The sequence below is a fragment of the Pseudomonas sp. RA_15y_Pfl2_54 genome (assembly GCF_963971015.1).
GTDB classification, from domain to species: Bacteria; Pseudomonadota; Gammaproteobacteria; order Pseudomonadales; family Pseudomonadaceae; genus Aquipseudomonas; species Aquipseudomonas baetica_A.
Genome location: NZ_CAXAPN010000025.1, coordinates 73,383 through 96,788 on the forward strand (window position 1 = coordinate 73,383; position 23,406 = coordinate 96,788).

Below are 23,406 nucleotides of genomic sequence, written 5' to 3' on the forward strand. Positions count from 1 at the left end.
CAGGGTTTATCGACTGTCCGCAGAAGCCCCCCTACGTGTCCGCCAATACCCTGCCCCGTCAGGCTCCAAGCGCTTATTTCTAGAGTGCCGGGCGTCCTGCGTGCCGGCGTTTCGCCCAAACACAATAATAATGAGGACGGATATGTACCCGAACCGCGCGACATCCCCCTTGCGCCTGGCCCTGACATTGCTGGGCTGCACCGCGACCCTGCCGGCGCTCGCCACCGAAGCCGGCGTCGACAACATCGGCCCGGGCACCGATGGCTTCTTCATGCTGCCGCTGGAGGTCGACAGCCTTGCGCAGAACATGGTCGCGTTCAACCTCTACTACAACCATTACAAGTCGACCCGACTCAACATCAGTTCACTGGGCGGCAAAGTGCAGAATGTCGAAATCGAATCCACCGCGGTGATTCCGCGTCTCGATTATTTAAGCCCGGTACGGGTGTTCGGCGGGCGCCTGGCCGGTTACATCGCCCAGCCGTGGTTGAAGCAGGAAGTCTCGGTGTTCGGCTTGAGCGACACCCGTGAAGGCATGGGCGATACCACCATCGCACCGATCATTCTGTGGGACATGGGCAAGCATCTGACCCTCGGCGCCGCCCTGGAAATCACTGTGCCCACCGGTGAATACAGCGTCGACCGGCTGGCCAACACCAGCAACAATTTCTACACCTACAAACCCATGTTCTCCTTCACCTGGCTGCCGACCGACAACACCGAAGTCTCGATGAAGACCAGCTACAGTTTCAACGAGAAGAACAAGGACACCGACTACAAATCCGGGCAGATCTTTCACTTCGATTATTCGGCCAGCTACAAGATTACCGACGACCTGATGCTCGGCATCAACGGCTACTACCTCAAGCAGACCACAGACGACAAACAGTTCGGCCGCACCGTGCAGTTCGCCGGGCAGGATGTGGATGACGGCGTGCGCGGCAAGGTGTTCGCAATCGGGCCGGCACTGCACTTCACCTTTCTCAAGTACGCCAGTGCGGAGATTCGCTGGGCCAAGGAATTTGACGTGGAGAACCGGCCGGAGGGGGAAATGTTGTGGGCGAAGGTGAGTATTCCGTACGCCTTCTGACCCTGCCAGATTGCGCTCAGATGCGAACAGTACTCAGACGGGCGCCCAATAAACAGACTCATCCCGCACCAGACCGTCCGTCTGAAAACCGCTTACCCCTGTCAGATCTGACAGTAGTCAATGAACAATCAATGGGACTAAAAGGGAATCACTCGTTTTTCCCTTTCAGGCGGCGTTGCTCATGACTTCTTTCAGATTATTTCGGCTTCCCCCGCGAAGAGATTTATCCGTCACACCGTTGCAAATCTATCCGGTGTACATCGCTGACATGACTCAGCCGGTTGCGAATGGCGACGGCGGTATCAACCTGGCAACGTTCGAAAATTCCGAGGCCGGCATATTCAGTATTATCGACCCTTACCCCGGGATGGGGGCTGGCGATGAAATCGAGGTTTTCTGGAACGACAACGTCATCTTCGAACTGAAAATAAAGCCCGAAGATGTCGGTAAAAGATTGTTCTTCTTTCTCCCGACCACTGAAATCGCCCCCGGCTACTCCGAGTGTTATTGCCAGGTGACCCGTTCAGGCGAACCGCTGCCGGATAATCCCTCCCCCGTATTGACGCTGTTGGTCAAATTGAATTTGCCCGCCGGCAAGGATGAGGAGCAGCATCTTCCCTGGCACTCACACCTCGACATTGTCGGGTTGCCGCAGGATGTCATCGACAATGGTGTCAGCAAAGAATGGTCGAGCAAGGGCGTGCCCATGACCATCAAGCGCTATCGAGAGATGACGGTGCGCGATGTCATCTGGGTGCGCTGGGGCAGTGTTCCTCTGCCCCCCCACGTAGTAACAGAAGCCGAGGTCGAAGGCACGCAAGAAATTGTCATCACCGCGTCGCCCGGTGACATCCTGACCGCCGGCGATGGCAATTCGTTGCCGATCAGGTACGAAATCCATGATGAGGTCTGGAACTGGTGCGAGAAATGGTCGAAGGAGACTACGGTTCAGGTGGATGCCGGTGCCGCTCGCCTGGATCCGGCCATTTTCGAAGATGCCGATGATCGCGAGCTCCATCTCGACCAACTGGACCATCAGGCGACCAATCTGCTGATCCGCCTCGAAATCAATAAAGAATTCACCACGGGCGACACGATAATAATCAATGTCGCCGGTGTCGGGGGCACCGGAACAGCGCCTCGCACGCTGACCGAAGAAGTCACCGTCGGCAAGCTGCCCTACATTCTCGAGTTCCCGATCCCTTTCGCATTTGTCAGTCTCTTCGCCACCGGGACGCTTGATGGCTCCTATGTACTGCACAAAAAAAGCGATGGCTCGAAGCTCTACTCCAAACGCACCTTCGTCAAAGTGATCGGCAACCCGGCGCTGTTGCCGGCGCCGATTATCGAAGAGGTTATCGGTGCCATTTTGCCCGCCGACAGCAAAACAGCGACCGTCAGACTTGCTTATCCGAGCCTTAAAGTCGGCGACTCAATCAACGTGATCTGGGAAGGCAAGAAACCAGATGGCAGCGCCTATGAGTATGAGGAAGCGTATGACGTCAGCAATAATGATGAGCAGGCAGGCTTTACGTACATCTATGTGATGAACGAGCACATTCTCCCGTTGAACAACGGCAGCCTCAAACTCTATTACCGGGTGTACAACGATGATCCTGCCGACTATGGACTCAGTGAGTCTGACTTTCTGCGGGTCGAGGTGCGCGCAGTTCCCGCCACTCTGCCGGCCCCCGATGTAGAAGAAGCAAAAGATGGCGTGATCGACCCGACGCTGGTTTATACCCAGGCTCATGTGCTGGTCAAACCGGTCAATTGGATGAAGGGCGACACGCTGACGTATCACTGGATCGGACTCTCCGCCTTCAGCTCAACCAAAGGCAGCAGACCCATCACTGAGTTGTCGATCGACAAGAACGCGCGCTTTCGGGTGGATGTCAAATACGTCTCGGCCAATATCGGCTATACGGTCACTGTCCGTTACACCCTGCTGCATGCCGCGACGGGAAAGTACAGCTATTCGGCGCCCTTCGAGGTGATGGTTGGCATCCCCGTGGGGCTTTTGCCTGCGCCTACCGTTTTACAAGCACCCAACGGTTCGCTGAACCCGATGGATGCGCTCAACGGTGTCGATATCGAGTGCAGTTATCTCAGCATGGACGAAGCACTCGACACCCTCGCTCTGAAATGGCGGGGGACGCCCGGGGCCGGCACTTCGGAGGACCTGGAACAACCCGCTGAACCTTCCGGCATCGTCACCTTTCACCTGCCCTCCTCGTTTGTGGGTGCCAACATTCGGCGCTCGGTTGACGTCAACTATGACGTACAGCGCTATGGCTTGTGGACGCCCTCCGAAGCGCTGCCGCTGGACATCCTCGACTTCCAGGATCCGGAAAACGATCTGCCCACTCCGCATGTACCTCAGGCAGACAAGGCGGTTCTGGACTTGATGGAGTTTGTCGGCGATGCGAGGGTGCTGGTGAACGTATGGCCATTTATTGCCAAGGGCCAGCGCACGTGGCTCTATGTCGAGGGCGAAACCAGCACCGGCAGCTACCGGATCGATGTACTGAGAGATCATCAAATCAGTGACCAGCAAGTGGCTGGAGGCCTCGACGAACCCTTGCTCAGAAGTGAAATCCTGAAATTGCGGCACAGTTCTCCCGCCGTGGTGAAATGCAAAGTGATTTTCGACAACAGCACGGAAGAGACCGCTGCAATCGAGTTCCCTGCCCTGCCGCTGACTATCCGCACACGTTACGACTACGTGACCCCGGCCATCACCAGAATCCTCAATCCGCAAGGCCAGGAAATTCCCGAAGCCGGGTTGACCTACGACAAGCGCGTGACGATCCATGGCACGGCGACGCGCGGTGAAAAGGTCGAGATCAGGGTCAATGGTGTTCCCAAAGGCACACCGCAAGCCACGGATCTGTGGGAGTGGGAATCTCCTGCAGACGGCCTCGTCGAAGGCCTGCAAACCATTACCGTGAAAGCCTTGTACGACGCCGATGTACCGGACGGCAATCCACGCACATTTACCATCGGCATTGCCACCAAACCCAGTATCACGGCAGTCAATGACTCCAAAGGATCGGTCGCGCACAACGGCATAACTTACGACAGAGAAATCACCGTTGCCGTAATGGCAGATCCCGACCAGCGTGTGCAGCTTTATGACGAAAACGCTCCCATCGGCGACCCTGTCACTCTGGATGGTGAGGGCAACGGCTCGACAAAACTATCGACGCTGGCCCTGAAATCCTACGCCATCAAGGTACGAGCCCTTTATGGTGAACAACTGGAATCCCCCGCCCACAACTTTACGGTCACCCCCCACAAGGCCGTGACGCTGACATCGGTAAGGCACTCGGGAGGCGAGTTGAGTAACGGGGGACCTACTGTCGATACGTCGGTTGTTTTGACGGGCGGGGTCACGCCTTTGTATCAAGTGCAGATTTATGATTTGGGTGCAGCCACACATATCATCGTGTCCGCCGATGCCAAAGGAATCTGGACGACCCCCTTTGCAATCGCCCTTGGTGAACATTCGGTGTACGCCAAAGCATTGAGTACCGAGCAGATCTCCACAACGCGAACATTTCGCAGAATCCATCCAATGAGCTTCAACGAAAATCCGGTCACATTGGGTGGCAAGACCTATATTTGTGCGGGCTACCCTAACCTGTTCCCCACTCCGAATTCAGGTAACTCGATATTGCGATCAGCCACCGGGGGAACAGGAACCATCACTTACAGCACCAGCAACTCAGCGGTGGCAGCAGTTGATTCCAGAGGTTTTGTCACCGCCAGGGGGAGAGGCACAGCGACTATCACGGCCACAGACACTGCCCAGCAATCCAAAAGCTTTACCGTAACAGTGACGAACGTCATTCTCTGTTTTGGCGGTGGGAATGGTGGCTGGAACATGGCCAACAGGAACGTCGCCGCAGTTGGGGCACGTATTCCCAGCATGGGGGAATTGAACGAAATACACGCCGCGTATGGCGCATCATGGCCCATGGGAAATCACCATTATTGGTCTACCGATAGGGGCAGCGATTGGTGGCCATTCAAAAGTAGAAGAACCAAGTATCTGGTTTGGGGCGGCTATGGCGACGCGAAAGAATTCGGGCATGCCTCGAATATTGTCGGGATTCGCTGACTCGCGGAGTGAAATACGCTATTAAAATCGCGATTGCCCTGCTTGATGTCAAACCGTGAAATCCGTTCTCTACGTCAGAGAATGGATTTCCGGTCACGAACTGAAAAGCAACGATACCGTTCGTCTGAATTCAACGTACACCTGTCAGACCTGACAGGTGCGCATTCCCCGGTTTTATCCCCTAATCACTCCATCGCCCCACCTTCGGCAGGAGTGCCCCGCGATGCTCGTCCAACCGCGCAAACCAATCTCCGTCCTGGCCTTGCTCGATCCGGAAATCCCCGGCGGCCGGATGCTGGATGACGGCTCCAGGGGCATCAACCTCGCCGCCGCACGACTCAACTACCCCGACAAGGGGTTGAAAGTCCAGATTCCCGCCTGGAACGACATGAGCAAGAGCGATAACTGCAAGGTGTACCTGGGCACCACCATGGTCGCGCAAAAGACCATCACCGAAGACATCGAGGTGGACAAGCACGTCACTCTGTTCATCGAGCCGCCGCGCTTGCCCAGCGGCGACTGGGAGCTGTCTTACCAGATCACGCGTTTCGGGCAGAGGCCCGAGCCAGGACCGATGATCAAGCTCTTCGTCAAACTCGAACTGCCCGGTGGCCAGGATATTAATCCCGACTATGGCCACTCCGAACTGACCATGGCCTTCGATCCGCCGGATGTGGTGCGCGACGGTGTCGACAAGGCCACCGCCGAGGCAGGCGTGCTGATCTACGCAAAACCCAAGCCCGGCGATGGCTGGCTCTACCTGAACTGCGCCGTCGGTGACGTGCTCATCCTGGCCTGGGCCGGGAAAACCGTGGAGTCCGAGCCCGTCACCCAGGAACAAATCGACGATCCGGAGGGTAATCCCATCGTGGTGCTGGCCGACCAGGCCACCATCCTCTCAGCCGGAGACTCCGACGGCGTGTCGGTCAGCTACAAGATCCGCGACCGCGTGTACAACGAGTCCGAAGACTGGTGCGAGGCCGTGCGTATTGTCGTCGACACCCAGGGCTTGCGCCTGGGTGCGCCCATCCTCAAACACGCCGACGGTCTCATCGTCGATCTGGAGGTGCTGGGGGACGAACCGCCGCTGGTGGAAGTCTGGGCGGAGGACGTGAACATCTTCAAAAAGTACGACGAGATCTACCTCAGCGTCTTCGGTACCGACGACGAAGGTAAAGAGATCAGCGAAGTGGTGATCCAGCGTATTGAAAGCACGCCGCCAGTGCGGGTCTCGATCGCGCACAAGAACAGCACCCTGCGTACCTTGGCCAAACGCACGGTGGTGTACTCCTATCATGTACGCCGCGGCGGCACCGTGGTCGACAATTCCATATCCAAGTCCCGCGCCTACAGCGTTATCGGTGAACCGACACGCCTGGCCGCGCCCATCGCAATCGACCAGATCAGTGGCGCGCTCGACCCCGACGCGCCCGAATACCGCATCTGCATTCCCCCCGATCCACTGATCACCCCGGAGAACGCGATCGAACTGAAATGGTTCGGCACCCGGCCCGACCTGACCACCTACGACCCGGACCTGGACTGGTATTCCCCCAGCGAAGACGAGGCCAATGCCCCCGAAGGGTTCATCGTCACCGTCGCCGGCGAACACGGCAAAACCATCGAGGGCGGCACGCTGCGTCTGTGGTACAACCTGCTGACCGATGAAGACGGCACCATCACCCGTCGCGCGTCCCTGAACGCCTCGCTGTTGAACATTGGCGAAGCGCAACGCGAACTGGTGAAACCCATCGTGCAGGGGGAAAAGGATGGCGTGCTGGACCCCAAAGACCTGCCCGGTGGTGTCAGCAAAATCACCGCGCCACGGCCGGTGGCTGTTCCGAGCGAGGCCAACGATATCGTGAAGTATTTCTGGATCGTTGAAGGCAATGAGCCTGTTACCGACTTTAAAAAACTCAATGCACTGTCCAAGGACAGGGACGTGGCTTTCCCGCTGAACGCGGCGTTTGTGGCCCAGCACATCGAACCTAATCGCGGGAAAAAAGTGCAGGTGCACTACGAAATCTTCCGGGCGGCGAGCAACACGACCAGTTATTCGAATGTGCTGGAGTTTGTCATCGGCGAGCCGGTGGCACTCGATCCGCCGACCATCGACTCGGTCAAGGGCTCGCCAAGCGGCAAGGACATTGTCGAGGGTGGCACCACCGTTGAAACCAGCGTGGTGCTGAGCGGCACGGGCGCCAAGGGCAAGAACGTTGAAATACGCAATGGCGCCACCGTCGTTGATGAGGTCACGGCCGATCCGGTCTCTGGAATCTGGACATGCACCGTGTCGGGGCTGACTGTGACGAAACACAGTTTTACCGCGACAGGAAAGTATGGTGCCGAACCTGCCTCCGCTGCCTACACCCTCACCGTCACGGCCGTCATTGTGCCGACGCTGAGCAACGTGCTGGACGACCGCAACAACGAAGTGCCGGAGGGTAAAACCACCTTCAGTACATCGCTGACACTCAAAGGCACCGCCAGCAAGGGTCAGGATGTCGAGGTTTACGATGGCAGCGGTTCAGGCGCAGTGCTCAAGGGAACCGCGACCGCGGATACGATCACAGGCCTGTGGCAATGCACGATCACGGTTGTAGTCGGCGCGCGCCGGTTGTATGCCAAATCCCTTTATCACCCCACATCGACCTATTCCAATGTGCGACTCCTGACGGTGGAAGCCCTCAGGGCGCCGACGTTATCGTCCGTCAAAGGCTCGCTGAGCGACAACGAGATCCCCGAGAATGGCTTCACCGTGGAAACGGCCGTCATCTTGAGCGGCGTTGCCGCAGCCGGGCGAGACGTTGAAGTGCTCGACGGTACGGATATCAAAGGTAAAGAGCCCGCCGATGGAGTAACCGGCATCTGGCGTCTGTCCGTTTCAGACCTGAGTAAAGCCAAACACAGTTTTACGGCCAGAGATCTGGAGCAACCGAGCCTCGTGTCCGCAGCCAGAACGCTGACGGTGACAGACGACATGGCACCGACATTAACGTCAATCAAAGGCTCCCCGAGTGGCGCCGACATCGGCAACGGCGAAAATACAGTAGAGACCGCAGTAAAGCTGAAAGGGGCTGCTGCTTTGGGGCAGAAGGTCGAAGTTTTTGATGGCAAGCATTCGGAAGGGCAAGCAGAAGCCGATGTATTAACCGGTGTGTGGACACACACCGTTTCCGACCTGGAACTAGGCCCGCATAGTTTCACCGTCAAAGGACTGTATGGCACCGGGCAGGAATCACAGCCTCCGTATGACCTGACTGTGACAAAAGAAGATATTGTTATCGACCAGTTCGGAGCAGGCGCCTTTTCAAATGGCGAAACCCGTGACATAGGAAATGCCACCATCACTTACAGAGTTATTAGCGGAAATCCTACCATGTACGCCAACAACGCCAAAGAGTTACTAATTCAGAATACATTTATTAATAATCAAGTAGGCCAACACAAAGCAATTTTTGACTTGAAAAACAAATCTCGAAAAACGATAACAGTAGTACTAAAAAGCTATAAAGTTATGGACCCTGCTACCGAAGTCATTGGCTATTTTAATTTTATAGGACCACAAGGTGTATTTCATACTCAATCAATACTCAGCGATGCAGGCGAATACGTTATACGTGAGTACACAATGCCTGGAGAACAGTCATATAGCGGCTTTGAGATAGTGCAACTAGCATCTACGAAGCCTCCCTACGGACATGTACAGATTTGGATCAAAAAAATAACTTGCAAAAACTAGCTTGATCGAGATTTTTCTGCTGACCGGGATGGCCCTTTCGCGAGCAAGCTCGCCCACAGGGAAATGCATTGCAAATGTGTGCGAGCTTGCTCGCGAAGGGGCCAGTGAAGTCAGCGCAAATGGACCTTTAAACTCAGGTGTTTAAAAGACACCTTCAGGCACGCCTTCGAGGCTACAAATCCTTGCGCCTTTGCCTACAGCCAAGCCAGAATCCGCCGGCTTGCGCGCCTTGGGTGCGGGTTCAATTGTGGGTCGGTCAATGACGAATCAGCGACTGCTGCCCTGGACGTACGCTGTCCGCTGTACAGAATGGAATAAGGCATGCAAAAAAAGGGCGACCCACCGGCCGCCCAAACGTACTGCACGAGAGTCTTTTACAACGTCAGTTGCCCACGTTCCTCCTCGGTCAACTGCTGCTTCGCCTGTTCATCCAGCGCCCCGGCACCCAACACCTGCACCGGGCTGTTCGGGTTGTAACCCGGCGCCGATGCACGGCTCGCGCCATCGCGAGAAGGCGCGAGCTGTTCGTTGCCGAAGCTCAGCACCTGCACGGTGAACACCGAGGCCTGGTTCTGCCGCGACGCTGCCTGCTGCTGACGGGCGACGTCTTCTGCCGCTTGCGTGGCAGATGATGCGGCGGAGCTGGCCGAAGTGATCGCCCCGGTATTCACCGCCGATACCACCGGCCCCCCCGTCGCCTTGCCCTGAACCGAAATGTTGGCGGCGTTGACCACCGTCAGCGCAGCGATGTTGACGTTGCCCGACACCCGAATCCCCGCCTCGCCCGCATCGATGGTGCCCAGCGGCGCGATCAGGTCGATATCGCCCGGCACCACTTCGGCAATCGGGTTGAGCGTGGCGATACCGGCGCCGGTACTCGGTACCGATGGCGACAGGCTCACGTTGCCCCAGGTGTCGTAAATGCGTTTTGGCGGCGTGTAGACCACGGTGGTTTTCGAACCACGACCGGCGTTGATGTCGCCCTCGGCCGACCAGCCGAGGATCGACCCGCCGAACGTGGTCATGATCCGGCTCTGGCCCAGCAGAATACTGCCCTGGGAGTAGAGCTGAATATTGCCTGAACCCTGAGTGATGATCCCCGCCGTCGATGGCGGCACCGCGCCTTCGATGCCGAACACCTGACCACCGCCCGGGGTGAGCATCTGAATGTCGCCGCCGAACAGGGTCTTGACCCCTGCTCCGCCATACATCGTGATGTCGCCGTCGTAACGGATCGGATTGCCGGCCACGTCGGTAGTCGGGAACAGCGCCGCGATGGCGTTGCGACCGCGCAAATAACTGCCCTGACGCGGGCCGTCGACATCGTTGTACTCCAGGCCGCCGGCACGCAGTTCGGCGAAGTACACCTGCCGCGCGAAAATCGCCTGCTGGGCACTTGGCAGCGCGGCGTAGAACGCTTGCGCCTGTTCGGCGTTGCCACTGAAGCCGTAGCCGAGGGTCAGCCAGCTCTGCAGTTCGTCAAGGTAGGTCTTGACCACTTTGCCCGGTTGCCCGGTAAGGGACCTTTCCGGATTGGCGAGATTCTGCCGGCTCAGATAGCGCGCGATGAACTGCGCATAATCCGGGCCTTGCGCCCCCGCGCCGGCCTGCAGCACCACACTGGCACCCGCACGATTATCCCCCGCCACCAACGACCCGAGGCTGGTGATGCTGGCACGGTTTTCCATGAGAATGTTGCGTCCGGCGTTGATATCCAGAACACCCGGCCCGGCGATATCGAAACTGCTATAGAGGATGTCGCGACCTGCCGAAACCCGTGAAACGTCTCGCGGATTATTGTGGATGAACAGGTTGCCAGCGGAGGTGATGAGCTCTCGCCCGACACCCATTTCATCCGACTGGACTTGAGTGGGCTGGCCCAGATTGGTCCCGGACGCCACGATGTCGCGACCGGCAATCATCCACACCGGCCCCGCCGCCTCATACCAAGTACGTTTGGACGTAGTGAAATTCAGAGTTTCGCCGTTGCGTACGCCCACCAGATCGCCAGTTAATGCATAGAAGCGTGCGGGCCCCTGCACTCCGCTGAGACCCGAATACGTGTTGGGGCCAAATGCGAACAACGGATAACGCAAGTTGCCGTCCGATGCGACGCCGTCACTGCTGTAATTGGTGGCGACGGGGCTGACTTGCGCGTTGTTGTCAAAGCGGTTGAACGCCGGATTGAACGGCGTGGCAATGGACGCTGGACTCGCTCCGGACTGATTGATCGCATAGCCGCCGGCGTAGATGGAATCGCCCGCCAGCATTTCCAGCTGGCCAGCTGTCGACGGCGCCAAGAGCAATGAGTAGGCGGACAGCGGGAAATCGTTCCTTTTTACCGATGCTGAAGGCCCGGCATAAATCGATCCCTGACCCGCCACTGCGCGCAAAATCGACGGATAGACGAATCGACCGTCTGTAGGCGATGTGTTTCGCCCCAGCGGTAAACTGAAGTTGTTGAACTCATTAAACTCTGCCATTTGGGTAGAAGGCGTAAGGTTTCCCCCGGCCGAAAACAAGTCGATGGCGGTGTGCTCGGTCCACAATGAAAACCCACTGAGGATCCCGCCTCTCTGGATGTCACCATTGGCGTCGAAGACCGGGGTAGCGTTCTGCAGGCTGACGCGTCCCGGGTCGCTTGCTCCGCCCAGCACCAGATCGCCACGGGTGCTGAGGCTCATCCCCGAGTCACCGGGGATCAATACCAGACCACCAGAGGCTGTGCTTGTAGTTGATGTAAACGGGTCAAGCGCGCGGGTTTCCCTGATGTCATGCGAACGTGACGCGGCGCCGTACTGCAGATCGATACCGCCCAAGGCGCCGCCAGTCAATTGCACCGCGCCGCGCAGGTTGACCAACGCACCTTGCAGGTCGTGAAACGGCCGCGCCCCGCCGGTATCGCCAGCCCGGGCCTGCAGTGACGGGTTGAGCTGGCCGCCAATGCGGATATCCATGTCACCGCCACCCGTCATTTGCACGCGGCCATCGCTGCCGACCCTGCCGGTGCTGCCGACTGCAACGTTGAGCCCCTGGCTGCGCAGGTAACTCGTCGCGTCTCCCAGCGGCTTCAACATGCCCGCATCGGCCCCGGCGCGCAGACTGATGTTGCCGCCACCCAACGTACCAAAGCCGGTGAAACCCACCAGGTACGGCTCGGTACTCATATTGCTGTCGGGTATCGGTTGAGTGATGTAGCTGCCGAAATTGATCCACCAGGCCGTTGGAACATCGGCATTCCCCGTGCCTTGACGCCACAGCCAGTTGCCAACGGCAACACTGGCTATCTGCTCACGAGTACCGCCCGACTTCTGCTCTTTACGCCCCACCGAATCGCCGGAGATCGAGCCACCGGCATTGATGCTGAGGTTACCGCCCAGTTGCGGATACCAGGCCTGATAGAGGCTGTCAGTGCCGCCGTTGACCCATTTTTCGTAATCGGCTCCCGTGCTGCCTAAAACCGAGTTTGTATCGGACAGGTGCCCGCGCATCTGGTTGTAGAGCGGGTCGACATTGGCCGACTGCGTCCCTGCGGTGTACACGCCGAAAGGCGAATCCATACTCAGATTGCCGGCCGCCATCAAGTCGAGATCGCCCGTGCCGGTTCGCAGCACGCTGAACATCTGGGTGTGCACCTTGGCGGATTTTTGCGGGTTGTTTTCCAGACACAGGTCCGGCTGCAGTTCGCAGAGGATCAGATAATCATCAGGAACCGGCTCGTAATCAGCGCCCATGCCGCTACCCGGCGCCCAGACCCAACGCGCCATCGGCGCACAATCGCTTGGGCCGATTTCACAAAGAATCAGATACTCGTCGGGGATGGGTTCGTAGGGCGGGAAGCCATACTGATTGTCTACGGCCCAGACCAGTTTCGCTACGCCCTGCGTAATCGTCGCACCATAGTGAGTGTCCGCCAGCCGCAGATGACCTCCGCTGGTCAACGGCTGGACCGTGCGATTATCCGCCGCGTCAAGATCAGCGCCGGCCACCACACGCATCGACCACGAGGCAGTGCCTGCAGGCAGCATGCTCGCCACCGCCCAGTTCTTGCCCTGCTGGGTGCCGTTGAACGACCGCAATTCGATAATCGTTGTCCCATCAGCCAACTTCACGTCCGTCATGGACGGGATGAGTGACCCGCGCAGCAATGCCAGTGAACCGCTCAATTTCACCCCGGAAACGGTTCCCACATCCACATCGTATACGGCCGGCAGCGGCACGCCTTTTGGCCAGGTCATAGCTTGCAGCGACGTGGCGTCGTTCAGGCGAATCCCCGCCCCCAGGCGCGTTGACGCCGGCAACGTCACACTCTCGGAGAGCAAGGTGCCGGCGGCAAACAACAGATTGCCATTGCCGTCATGAATCGCCGCCGCCAGCACGGTGCCAGCGCCAAAGGTATAGGCCTGGGCCAATACCGCTTGAGTCGGCAGCAAGGTGCCGCTGGCCAATACCGCGCCTTGAATCATCACGTCGTAATTAAGCACGGCCCCCACCGGAAACTGCGTGCCTTCGGCCAGTGAAACGCCAGTGCCCGGCACGATAAGATCGCCACCGAACGGCTGCACACCGGTGATCAGCTTCCAACCGGCGTCATCCTGGGTTTGCGGTGGCGGCGCAAAGCCGTCGTTGATGCTGCCGTAAATATCGAGGTTGCCGCCGGCGCGGATGACCAGACTGCCGGCCTCACCCGAGCCGTAAACCGACGGGTCCAGTCGCGTATGCGGATTGAGGCTCGCGTAGCGATAGCCAGACAAGTCCAGATCACCCTCCACCACCAGGTCGCCGTCGGCAGTCTTGCTGGCAATCTCTACGCCCGGGCGCAGATGGAACGCATCGGCATAGGTGGCGTTGTTCAGCCCGGCGAGTTTGCGTTGCAACAGATCATTGTTGCCCAGAGCGGCGTTGATGAAGTTGTTGCTGTCACCGTGAATGCGATCGAGCATGGCCTGATCGATCACTTGATACGGGCGGCCAGTGACGGCCTGATCGGTGCCATCGCGAGCATCGGTGTAGCGACGCACGCCATTGAGACCGATGGAACGTGCGCCCTGAATGGTCAACGCACCACTGGCATCAATGGCGATGTCATTGCTGCCCAGCCGCGGCGCGTTCAGCTCCAGCGTGCCACGCAGCATTCCATCGTTTTGCCCCGCGAGAATGCCTGGTACCACATCAGTGCCGTGACGCAGATCGATCCGCGCACCAGAAGCCAGGGTGAGCAGACCATCACCGGAATTGAGCTCGACCGTCGCCCGGTTCGGCGCATCGATGATCTTGCCGTAGCTGTCGACCCGCAGCACACGACCATGGGCATCGAGCACGCTATTGCCGGTCAGGGTCAGAGCGTTTTTCGCCGACAGACGAATACTGCCGACACGCTCGCCGCTGGCGTCGATCAGACCGGCCACCGTCAGACTGCCATTGTCCACCGAGACATTGACCTCGCCAGCCTTGAGGCCGTCGCCGATGAGCAGGTTGCCTTGCTTGAGCTGCAAGCTGCGGCTGCCGAAGACCTGCCCGGCATTCAAACGCTGGTTGAGCGCGGCGAACTGTTCAGTGGCATCCCCCCCCAGACGCTGCGCGCGAATGTCAACGCCGCCGGCCTTGTACGGCACCAACGTGCCCCCGGCGTCGTAGTAACCGCTGCTGCCACCAAGGATCTCGCCTTGCAGATCGACCATACCGGCCGCCTCGGCCAACGCGACGACGCTGAGATTGCCGGCCTGGTTGTTCTTCGCCGACAGATCGATTCGCGAGCCCGCCGCCTGACGAATATTGCCGTTGGCGCTGTACAGCGATATGTCACCGCCCCAGCTGTACTTGCTGACATCGTTGAACGGCAAGGTACGCCCGGTCAGATCCAGCACGGCGGCGTTGCCAAGGCTTAAATCATCTTCGGACTTCACGGTCAGTTTGCCGCTGGCCAAGGCGATACGGCTATCGAGAACGATGTTGCGAGCCTCAAGGTTGAGTTCCGCACCCAAGGCATCCGCCATCCCATAAGCCCCGCCACTGCTGAGCGTCAGGCTGTTGCCGGCCTTGAGCAAACTGACCGATGCTGCTTCACCGGTGAGCAGCGGCGTGCGCAGGTTCAGATTGCCGCCGCTGTAGCTGTAGCCCTTGACCGGGTCGTAAGCGCCCTGCTCCTGATACACCGCCAGACTGCCCTTGTGGTTGGCGGTGATGCGTTCGCTGGCCGTCAGGTTGACGTTGGCAAAACCCAGCGCCAGACGATTGTTCTGATCCAGGCCGCTGGGCTGTGGCATCGGGCCGTAACCCAGTTCGATGCGTTGCGCCTGGATATCCAGCGTGCCGCTGCCCGTGCCGGCGCCGCCAGTGATGACGCTGCCGGGTGTTTGGGTGGCGCCGTTCCAGACCAGGTTGGCGGTGCGGATGGTCGCCACATCGTTGGCATCGCCCAGACCGTAGATCGCCGGAGTGATGAGCACCAGGTTCTGCAGTTTGCTTTGGCCGGTCTGCGGATCAAGCGTATCGAGGCTTACACTGCCGTAGAAATTGAAAGCATCGCGGGTAGTCAGGCTCAAGGTTTCCAGTGCCGGAGCGCCAAATTGGGTATCGCCGCGCAACAGTCGATCAAGCACATTCTGGTTGAGGGTCAAACCTGCCGGTACGCGATTGCCTGCCGCCGCCAGCGCCTCGGCACTGCCGGCATTCACCGAACCGACCGACAACGCCAGATGACGCGTGCCGAAGCGCACGGCTTCACCGAGCTCAAACTGGTTATCCGTGGCAGCGGTGATGCTGCCGTTCGAATAAAGCAGCGCCGGATTACTGCATGAATCAGCCGCACAGGTGCCAATTCGGATACTGCCGGCACCACTCAGATTTGAGCCCGCTTGTGGCGCCAGCACGTGGGTCCAGCCGTTCGACACGAGCAACAGGCTTGATGCCCCCGGCTGATATATGAAGCCCGCCGTTGAATCGTAAGGTACGTTGCCGCGACCGAGCGTGTTGATCCCGGCACCCGCCTCGACCGTAATACCGCCAGTGGTCAAGGTGGTGCGCAGCAAGACTTCCGGCGCAGAAAGGACGGCCCCCTCACGCAACACGATATTGGCGGTGGTGCCGAGGAAGCTGATGATATTGCCTGACGTGTTGTACACAACGTCCGGCATTGCACCGAGGGTCAAACGCCCGGCGTTGAGGTTATTCAGCGTGTCGGCATACAACGACACACCAGCGACGTGCGCGGTCGGCGCCTGCCCGGTTCCGAGGATTTCCAGGTCACTGCCGGCATAACCACCGCGCACCACCGCCGTCCCGGTCAACCCACCCTCGGCGGGGTTGAACAGCGCGCGCCCGTTGAACTGCAAAGCAATGTCTTGCTGACCACCGGTACTCAAACGCAGATCCAGGGTCTTGCCGTCCATAGGCGCCAATGCACGGGGCAGCCCGCGCCTGGCGGCATCATTGCGGATGAATGGGGTAAGCCCGGTTTCGTTGTACTGCGAGTAACGGCGCAGCACGTCCGCCGACGTCAGGATGACCTGACTGGCCAGGCTGTCGCGCAGGCCGGTATTGGCAATCGACATCTGCCCGCTGCTGGTCCACGAACCATTGCGCAGTTGCAGCGCCGCCGTCGTCGCAGTCGGTGTTGCCTGACCGTTGACTTCGACCCGGAACGCCCCCGGCAACAAGGCAAAGGTGGATGGCAACAGCGTGTAAGTTCCCGCCGCCAACCCCGGGACACCGGCGCCAATGGTGATTTGCTGGCCCACGCGCGGATCGACCGCGCCCGCTTCCGCCAGCACTGGCGCATAGCGGCTCTGATTGCCCGGAACGATGGCATAGACCGGGTTGCTCGTCAGCCCCGGCAAGCTGAAAGTGCCGTCGGTGGCATTGCGCACCAGCGGATTGAAACGCGCATCGGTAGAACCGCCGCGCCCGGAGATGAAACCAGCGCCGCGAAGATCGCCACCACCGGACAGATCAATCAGGGCACCGCTCTGCACATCAACGTATTGCCCACCGATTGCCACACCGTTTTTTTCGCCAGTGATGCCGTTCAACACCACGGATTTGCCGTTGTAGAGATAATCGATGCCGTCGGTAGTGCCGCCGTAGGGCATGACCAGACCGGCACCGCTCACCGACGTTGTACTGCCAGAAAGCAGGCGTACCTCGTGGCTGGTAGTCAGCAAATCGTCGCCCAGGACAATCTTGCCCAACGGTGCCCGCACAACACCGCCCTGCTCGATGTACGCAGCGGAAAAGCTCAGATTGCCGAAAACCGAGTACGGCACCTCAGCGGGCGCCGCGCCGTGGCCGCTGATGCGCAGGGTGTGGTCGGATTCCGCAACGGCGCCCTGATAACCGACCCGCACTTCAGCCTGGACGCCAGTGCCCGGATAGATCTGCGCAGCACCAAGATTCAAGTCACCCGGCGTCCACAGCCGGGTTTTCTCGGCACCATCGTTTGGCGCGAGGAAACGCAGGTCGCCACGGCTGTCAAGTGACACCACACCGAACGCCCGGCGGCTGTACTCAACAGCCGGGGCATTGAGTTGCAGAATCGAACCCTGCGTGCCGACGGAAAGGCCATTACCCACGTCCAGCAAGTCTGCCGACGCATTGAATGTCGCGTCCGACAGTTGAGCCGTCGGGTTATTGGTCAACCGCGGCCGGATCCTGTTAACGCCCGCGAAGTAGCTGCCCACACCGGACAAACGCAAGTACGGAGCGCTCAAGTCGACACGTGTCGTTTCCCTGGACGTTTCGGCCAGCGACAACGCTGCGGCGTACAGATTGAGGCTCTGGTTCATGTGCAGATTGACGTCGCCGTCAAACGACAGCAGGCCGTTGCTCAACAGCCCCAGGTTATCGAAACCGCCCGCCATCAAGCCGTCGGCACTCAGACGAGCCTGGCCATAGCGCAAGCCTTCGGCGCCCTGGCCCGGTCGCAGATTGACGGCCAGCGATTCCTCACCTGCGCCTTGGCCGATGATGATCTCCCTCGGCGCCCGCACCGCATTGCTTGCCGAGTCAGCGTAAAGCGGCGTCTCAAGGGCGATGTCCAGACGACCGCCGGCAGCGCCGACACCGCCCGCCGCCGCACGCAAGTGACCATCAATGAACAGGCCGTTGTAGGAACCCAGGCTGACGCGACCGCCATCTGTCGCAACGCGGGTTGGCCCCTGACCGGCGACATCCAGAATCGCCTCGGTGCCAGAGGCATCAAGCCGCGCGCCCGGACGCACAATCACGTAGGCGTCGGCAGCCGTGGCAGTCGCGCGTTTCGAATCGATTTCACCGCCGATGATGATGCTGCCACCCTTGCCGACCTGCCCGTAGGTTCGACCCAAGGCATCGAGCGCGGTGTTGGCGCGTCCAGCGACATCCAGCACCGCCTGCTCGCCGATCCAGATAGAACGGTTATGCGCAGTCGGATCGGCCAATTGAATCGACGTATCCGGTTTGATCGAGCCGAACTGTTGCTGGCGGATATCAACCGTGCCGCCCCAGGCATTGAGCTCACCTTCAACCGTGATCTGCCCGGCACCGCGCAGCTTGATGCTCTGCCCCGGATCGACGCTGACGCGCGAACCACGGCCAAGCGTCAACGCACTGTTGGCCGCGTCGATCAGACCGACCAGACTGGCCCCGCCCTGCAATGTCAGGCTGGCTCCGGCACGTTGGGTCAGCACTCCCTTGATCGGGTTTTCCTGGAAGAGCATTGGCGTCCACAGTTCCAGTGCCGATTGCGGATCAACACCGCTGACCTGATCCGGCGCGGCTTCGGCAAAGCGGTACACCGGCATGCTCACGTCAATCGCCGTGTCTTCGGCAACGTCGAGCCCGCTCAGACCGATCAGGTTGTAAGCGCTGAAGCCCTTGTTGAACAGGTCGGCGGACAACTGCAGGGTGTTGTCGGCCAGCACCTTGTCAGCCTGCCCGATGAGTAGCTTGTTAGCCTGCACGGTCAGGGTGCCGCCGCCCGTCACACCGTAGCCACGCACTTCGCCAGCAAGGTTCAAATGCGATTGGCCCGGTGCGCTAATGGCGCTGGATTCCAGCGTCAAATCACCGCCCTTGCCGCCCCGGGTCTTGCCGTTGGCGAGCAGCGCGCCGCCAGAAGACACATCGAGCAGACTGCCGGCGTCGATATCGATATCGCCACTGCTGCGAATCGACACCAGCCCCCCGTTGAGATACGCCAGGCTCGCGCCATCATCCGGATTGGTGCGCAGGTTGCTCCACACACCGCGAGTATCCAGTCGCACGCCTTCGGCAACCACTACCTGTGCCGCGTTGCCGGGTTTCGCCGTGAGTTGCGTGTCGGTGGTTGTCGAGCCGTTGAACTGATTGAGCACGTTACCCAGCCGCACACTGCCACCGCGAGCCGTCAGGTCGGCGCCCATTTGCACATCCGGGGCATACAGGGTGATGTCGCCACCGGCATCGACCGCGAGCGCGCCATCCACGGCGACTTGATCCTTGGCCGAAACCTTGAGCGCGCCGAGGCGAAAACCATTGAGTTGACCGTTATCCAGAAACAGCTTGCCCTTGCGCGAATCGGATACCGCGCCGGCCAGATCCAGATCACTGCCGGCCACCGGACGCTCGCCGCCAATCTGCACCTGATCCAGCAACGGATTGAGCGTGTAGAGCAATCCACTCGCCGCCGCCACATACGCCGGGTCATAACTGCCGACAATCAATTGCGCACGACGTGCCAGCGCCGTCTGGCTTTGTTCGTAGCCATCAAGCAACGGTTTCGGCGCCTGATTCTGCCGCTCGCCCTGATACACCTGGCCAATCATCTGCCCCTCGAGCACGGCGTTGGCGGTGGCGATCACCAGTTGCCCGGCACCACGCCCCACGGTGTACCCCGACTCGAAACGTGCGCGCGGCGCAATCAGCGGATTGTAGAAGTAGCTCGTCTGGCCCCAGCGCTCGCTGTTGTCTTCATAACCTTTGTACAGCCCGGTATAGAGCAGATCCCCCGGAGCACGGGAAACTTCATACAAGCGCCCATCCGCGCCACGCAACCAGCTCTGGCGGATCTGCCCGCTCTGCACATCCAGGGTGCCGCCGGACAGGTTGATCAGCGAGCCCTTTTCAGTGACCACATCGTTGCCGGCAAAACTCACCGTGCCGCCCTGCGCCATCCACTCGCCAACGCGGTGGCCCTGAGTGCCTAAGTAGCCGCCGACTTCAAGCAAACCGCCCGCCGTGTACCAACGATCCGTGGCATAGCCGTTGGTGCCGGCCGGCACGTAGACCAGCTCGCGCACATCGACCCAGATGTCATTGCTGTTGAGCGCACCTTTCTCACGGTTGACCGAGGCATCGCGCTGCTCGTTGCCCTGCACATTGATCTTGATGTTGTTGTTTTCCATCGCCACTTTGACGCCAAGAGCACCGGACACATCGATCATCGCGCCGTCACGCACCAGACTGCGGCGCTGGGCATTGACCGCAACCTGACCACCAGTGGCCAGGGTGATCGAGCCGTTCTGGAACTCGACGCTGGCGCCACTCTGGATTTCGATGCGCGACTGATCGCCACGAATCCGGTTGTTGGCGCTGACGGCGGTCAGGGCCGCGTCGCGCTGACTGTCGAGGGCCGTGAGTTCACTGCTGTCGAGCATGATCGCCGTGGCACTGCCCTGCCCCAGCGTGACGCTACCGCTGGTGTCGGTGATCGGGTTCGTCAGGTGAATCGTGCCGCGTGTCGCCACTGAAGTGCTGGCGAGCAACACGCCGTTCTGCACCACTTCATGACCGGTCAGGGTGATGTCGCCGGTGGCGGATTGAATCAACCCATTGTTAGTGACTTTGCCCGCCACAGCCCCGGCCTTGAAGCCCGGAATGACTTCGTTACCGAAGGTGGTGGACAGCGCATTGCCTTCGGTGCCCGAACCTTTACGGATGTAGAAACGGTCACCGGCCGCTAATACCGTCTGGCCCTTGATGGTGCTAATGCTGCCGTCGTTCTGCACTTCGTTGCCGAGCAGTAACGCGTACCCCCCGGCATCGGTGGAGGCCACAGGTTTATGCGTCGCGATGGAGGCGCCGCGCTCCACCAGCACCTTGCCGGCGGCATCAGTGAAGGTCGGCGCTGTGCCGGTGCTGTCGAAGTACAGGCCACGATCACGGAACTGGATATCGGTGATATTCGCTGCCGCCGCCACCAGGTTGCGCACGTTGACCTGGCTGCTGCCACTGAAGACGATGCCGTTGCGGTTGATCAGCATCACCGTGCCGTCACCCTTGATCTGACCCTGGATCTGGCTGGCGCGTGCGTTAGGATCATTGACGCGGTTGAGCACTGCCCAGTTCGCTTGTTGGGCGAACTCGACCGAGGTGTTACGACCGACGTTGAAAGTTTCCCAGTTGAGAATCGCCTTGTCGGCGGTCTGCTCGATCTTCACCGTGGTCTTGCCGTCGGCCAGGGTCTGTTGCGGCCCCTTGGCGTTCTGCCAACCTTGCGCAAGGCTGTTATCGACCTTCAAACCGCCCTCGCCCAGACCGTCCGGGACAAACTGCACCGAACCCAGCGCCGTTGCGCGCCCGGCCGCCTGCGCCGCTTGCTGTGCTGCAATCGCGGCAACGGTGTTGTTCAAGGTCTGGATCGACCGCTGCAACTGCTGATTGGCCCTCTGTTGCTGAGCCAATGGCGGCGTCATCCCCGGCAAACCACCGACGCTCGGCCGCGCTGCCGCGGCTTGCTGCGCGGCGCCCTTGGCAGCGAACCAGCTCGAACTGAAGGCCGTCTGCGCGTGCGCGCTGCCCGCCACCAGACACAACGCCACCGCTTGCGCCAACGGCTTGAGCAGCCACAGCGCCGGGTCCACGGCATCACGCTTGAAGGACTGAACGTTGGTACGACGACGGGATGGGCGAGCGAGCATCACTACGAGATCCTTTTTGATTGCCACACTTGGGTTGCCACGCAAGGCCGCAGGCGTGCAAAAACCTGCTGTTACGACATAGGCCGTTGGCGAGAGTCACGACCGAACGGATGTCACACAAACTTCATGTTCGGGGTGTATTCGAGCAAAAAAATGGCGGCAACCCGAAGGTTGCCGCCATTTCGATTACGCCAGCTTGAGCTTACAAAGGACGACCGATAGCGTTGCAGACGCTGGCGTTGTTGATGTCCAGGTTGTAGCCCGACGTGTTGGTGATGAAGTTGGCGGTTACAGCGGTTTTCCAGGCGTTAGGCACAGCGACGAATTTGTGAGCCTGAGTCGCGGTGTTGTTACCCGGGTTGCTGTAGTGAGTGGTCAGGAAGGCTTTGACGTCAGCGGCCACCGCTGCATCCTTGTAGCACTGGCCGAAGATGAAGTTGGTGTAGGCAGCCAGTTTGTAACCCACGGCAGGGTTAGGTACCACGGGCGACCAGTTGGCTGGGTTGGCAGCCTGAGTAGCGGTAGACGGAGCAGCAACAGCGGCCAGTGCCAGGTTGACGTTAGCCGAAGTCGGCTGAACACCGTTCACACGAGCAACGACCGCGTTGCTGGTCGCATCAACGCCGTCCGGGCCGACATAACCGATGGAACCGTCAACCGCGTTCACGGCAGTGGCGACTTCAGAAGTGCTGGCGACGCCGACCCAGTTCGAAGGCAGGGTCGAACCGGCTGGCAGACGAGCGTTGGTGAAGGTGGTGCTGGTGGTGAACTGAGCCGGGCAGACCGAAGTCAGGTGGCGGGTCAGGATTTCCGAAGTGCCGCTGGAGACGTTGCGATAAACAATGCGGATCTTGGTGGAGTCGGAAGTACCCAGCAGCGCGCCCCAAGTGGTTTTTGCGCCAGAGAAAGCATCGCACAGCTGAGCACTGGTCAGGTTCAGAGCAGTCTGGCCGGCTTTTTTGTACGGAATGACAACCGAAGTGGCAACCGATGGCAGTTGGATCAGCGGGCCGTACGAAGCACCGAAGTTGGTGTTGTAGGTGTTGATTTCCGAAGCGCTGAGAATCGAGTCGCTACCGGCGAAGTGCACAGTGCCGGTGGTGCCGAAACCGGCTGGGTTGTTGGTCAGGAAAGCCGTCTTGCCACCGCCGCTACCGATGGCGGCGTAACTGAAGTTGGCTGGCAGGATGCTGTCGGCAGAACCTTTGTACAGAGCGGCTGGCAGAGTTGCGCCACCACCGGTAACGGCCATGGCTTGAGCGGAGGCCAGAGCGGCGACGGTCAGGGAAGCGGCGATCAGAGTGCGCTTGAACATGAAGAATCTCCTTTTCAACTAGGGTGTGAACACAGGTTTTCAGGGGGCTGCATGACACTTGAAAGACTCACCTGGCCCTCGCAGGCGTTGGCCCGGGTTAAGTCGCACTGAGAAATTCGCAGGTTCCGGTGACAGATAAAGGAAAAAACCTCGGGAGGTGCGCGGTGATTTTTGCGCGATTTTCTCGGGTGTTTGCAGTGGCTGGCGGGGTGTCTGGATCAGGGTTTTGGCTGAATCGGGCTGGAGCCGTTGACGGGTCGT

At 59.7% G+C, this 23,406-nt stretch carries 5 protein-coding genes; 3 read left to right on the plus strand and 2 right to left on the minus strand.

Translation table 11 applies throughout. The annotated features are described in order from the left end of the window. Positions 1-142 precede the first annotated feature (142 nt). The 3 genes from AACY50_RS18615 to AACY50_RS18625 all read left to right on the plus strand — a co-directional run bounded on the left by AACY50_RS18615 (position 143) and on the right by AACY50_RS18625 (position 8,955). Complete coding sequence (locus tag AACY50_RS18615) at positions 143-1,090, plus strand: SphA family protein (RefSeq protein WP_339538973.1); 948 nt, start codon at positions 143-145, stop codon at positions 1,088-1,090. Between the two features lie 181 nt (positions 1,091-1,271). Then, a complete protein-coding gene (locus tag AACY50_RS18620; protein ID WP_339538974.1) occupies positions 1,272-5,213 on the plus strand; it encodes an Ig-like domain-containing protein in 3,942 nt (1,313 codons plus the stop codon). Between the two features lie 223 nt (positions 5,214-5,436). Continuing rightward, the gene (locus tag AACY50_RS18625; RefSeq protein WP_339538975.1) at positions 5,437-8,955 is read left to right on the plus strand and encodes a hypothetical protein; all 3,519 of its coding nucleotides are present in this window, start codon (positions 5,437-5,439) and stop codon (positions 8,953-8,955) included. 374 nt (positions 8,956-9,329) lie between these two features. Here the strand turns inward: AACY50_RS18625 and AACY50_RS18630 are convergent, their stop codons facing one another. Together AACY50_RS18630 and AACY50_RS18635 are read right to left on the minus strand one after the other, a co-directional pair. Continuing rightward, the gene (locus AACY50_RS18630) at positions 9,330-21,830 is read right to left on the minus strand and encodes a filamentous haemagglutinin family protein (RefSeq protein ID WP_339538976.1); all 12,501 of its coding nucleotides are present in this window, start codon (positions 21,828-21,830) and stop codon (positions 9,330-9,332) included. Between the two features lie 202 nt (positions 21,831-22,032). After that, entirely contained in the window at positions 22,033-23,145 is a 1,113-nt protein-coding gene (locus AACY50_RS18635) for a substrate-binding domain-containing protein (protein ID WP_339432896.1), read from the minus strand. Positions 23,146-23,406 lie beyond the last annotated feature (261 nt).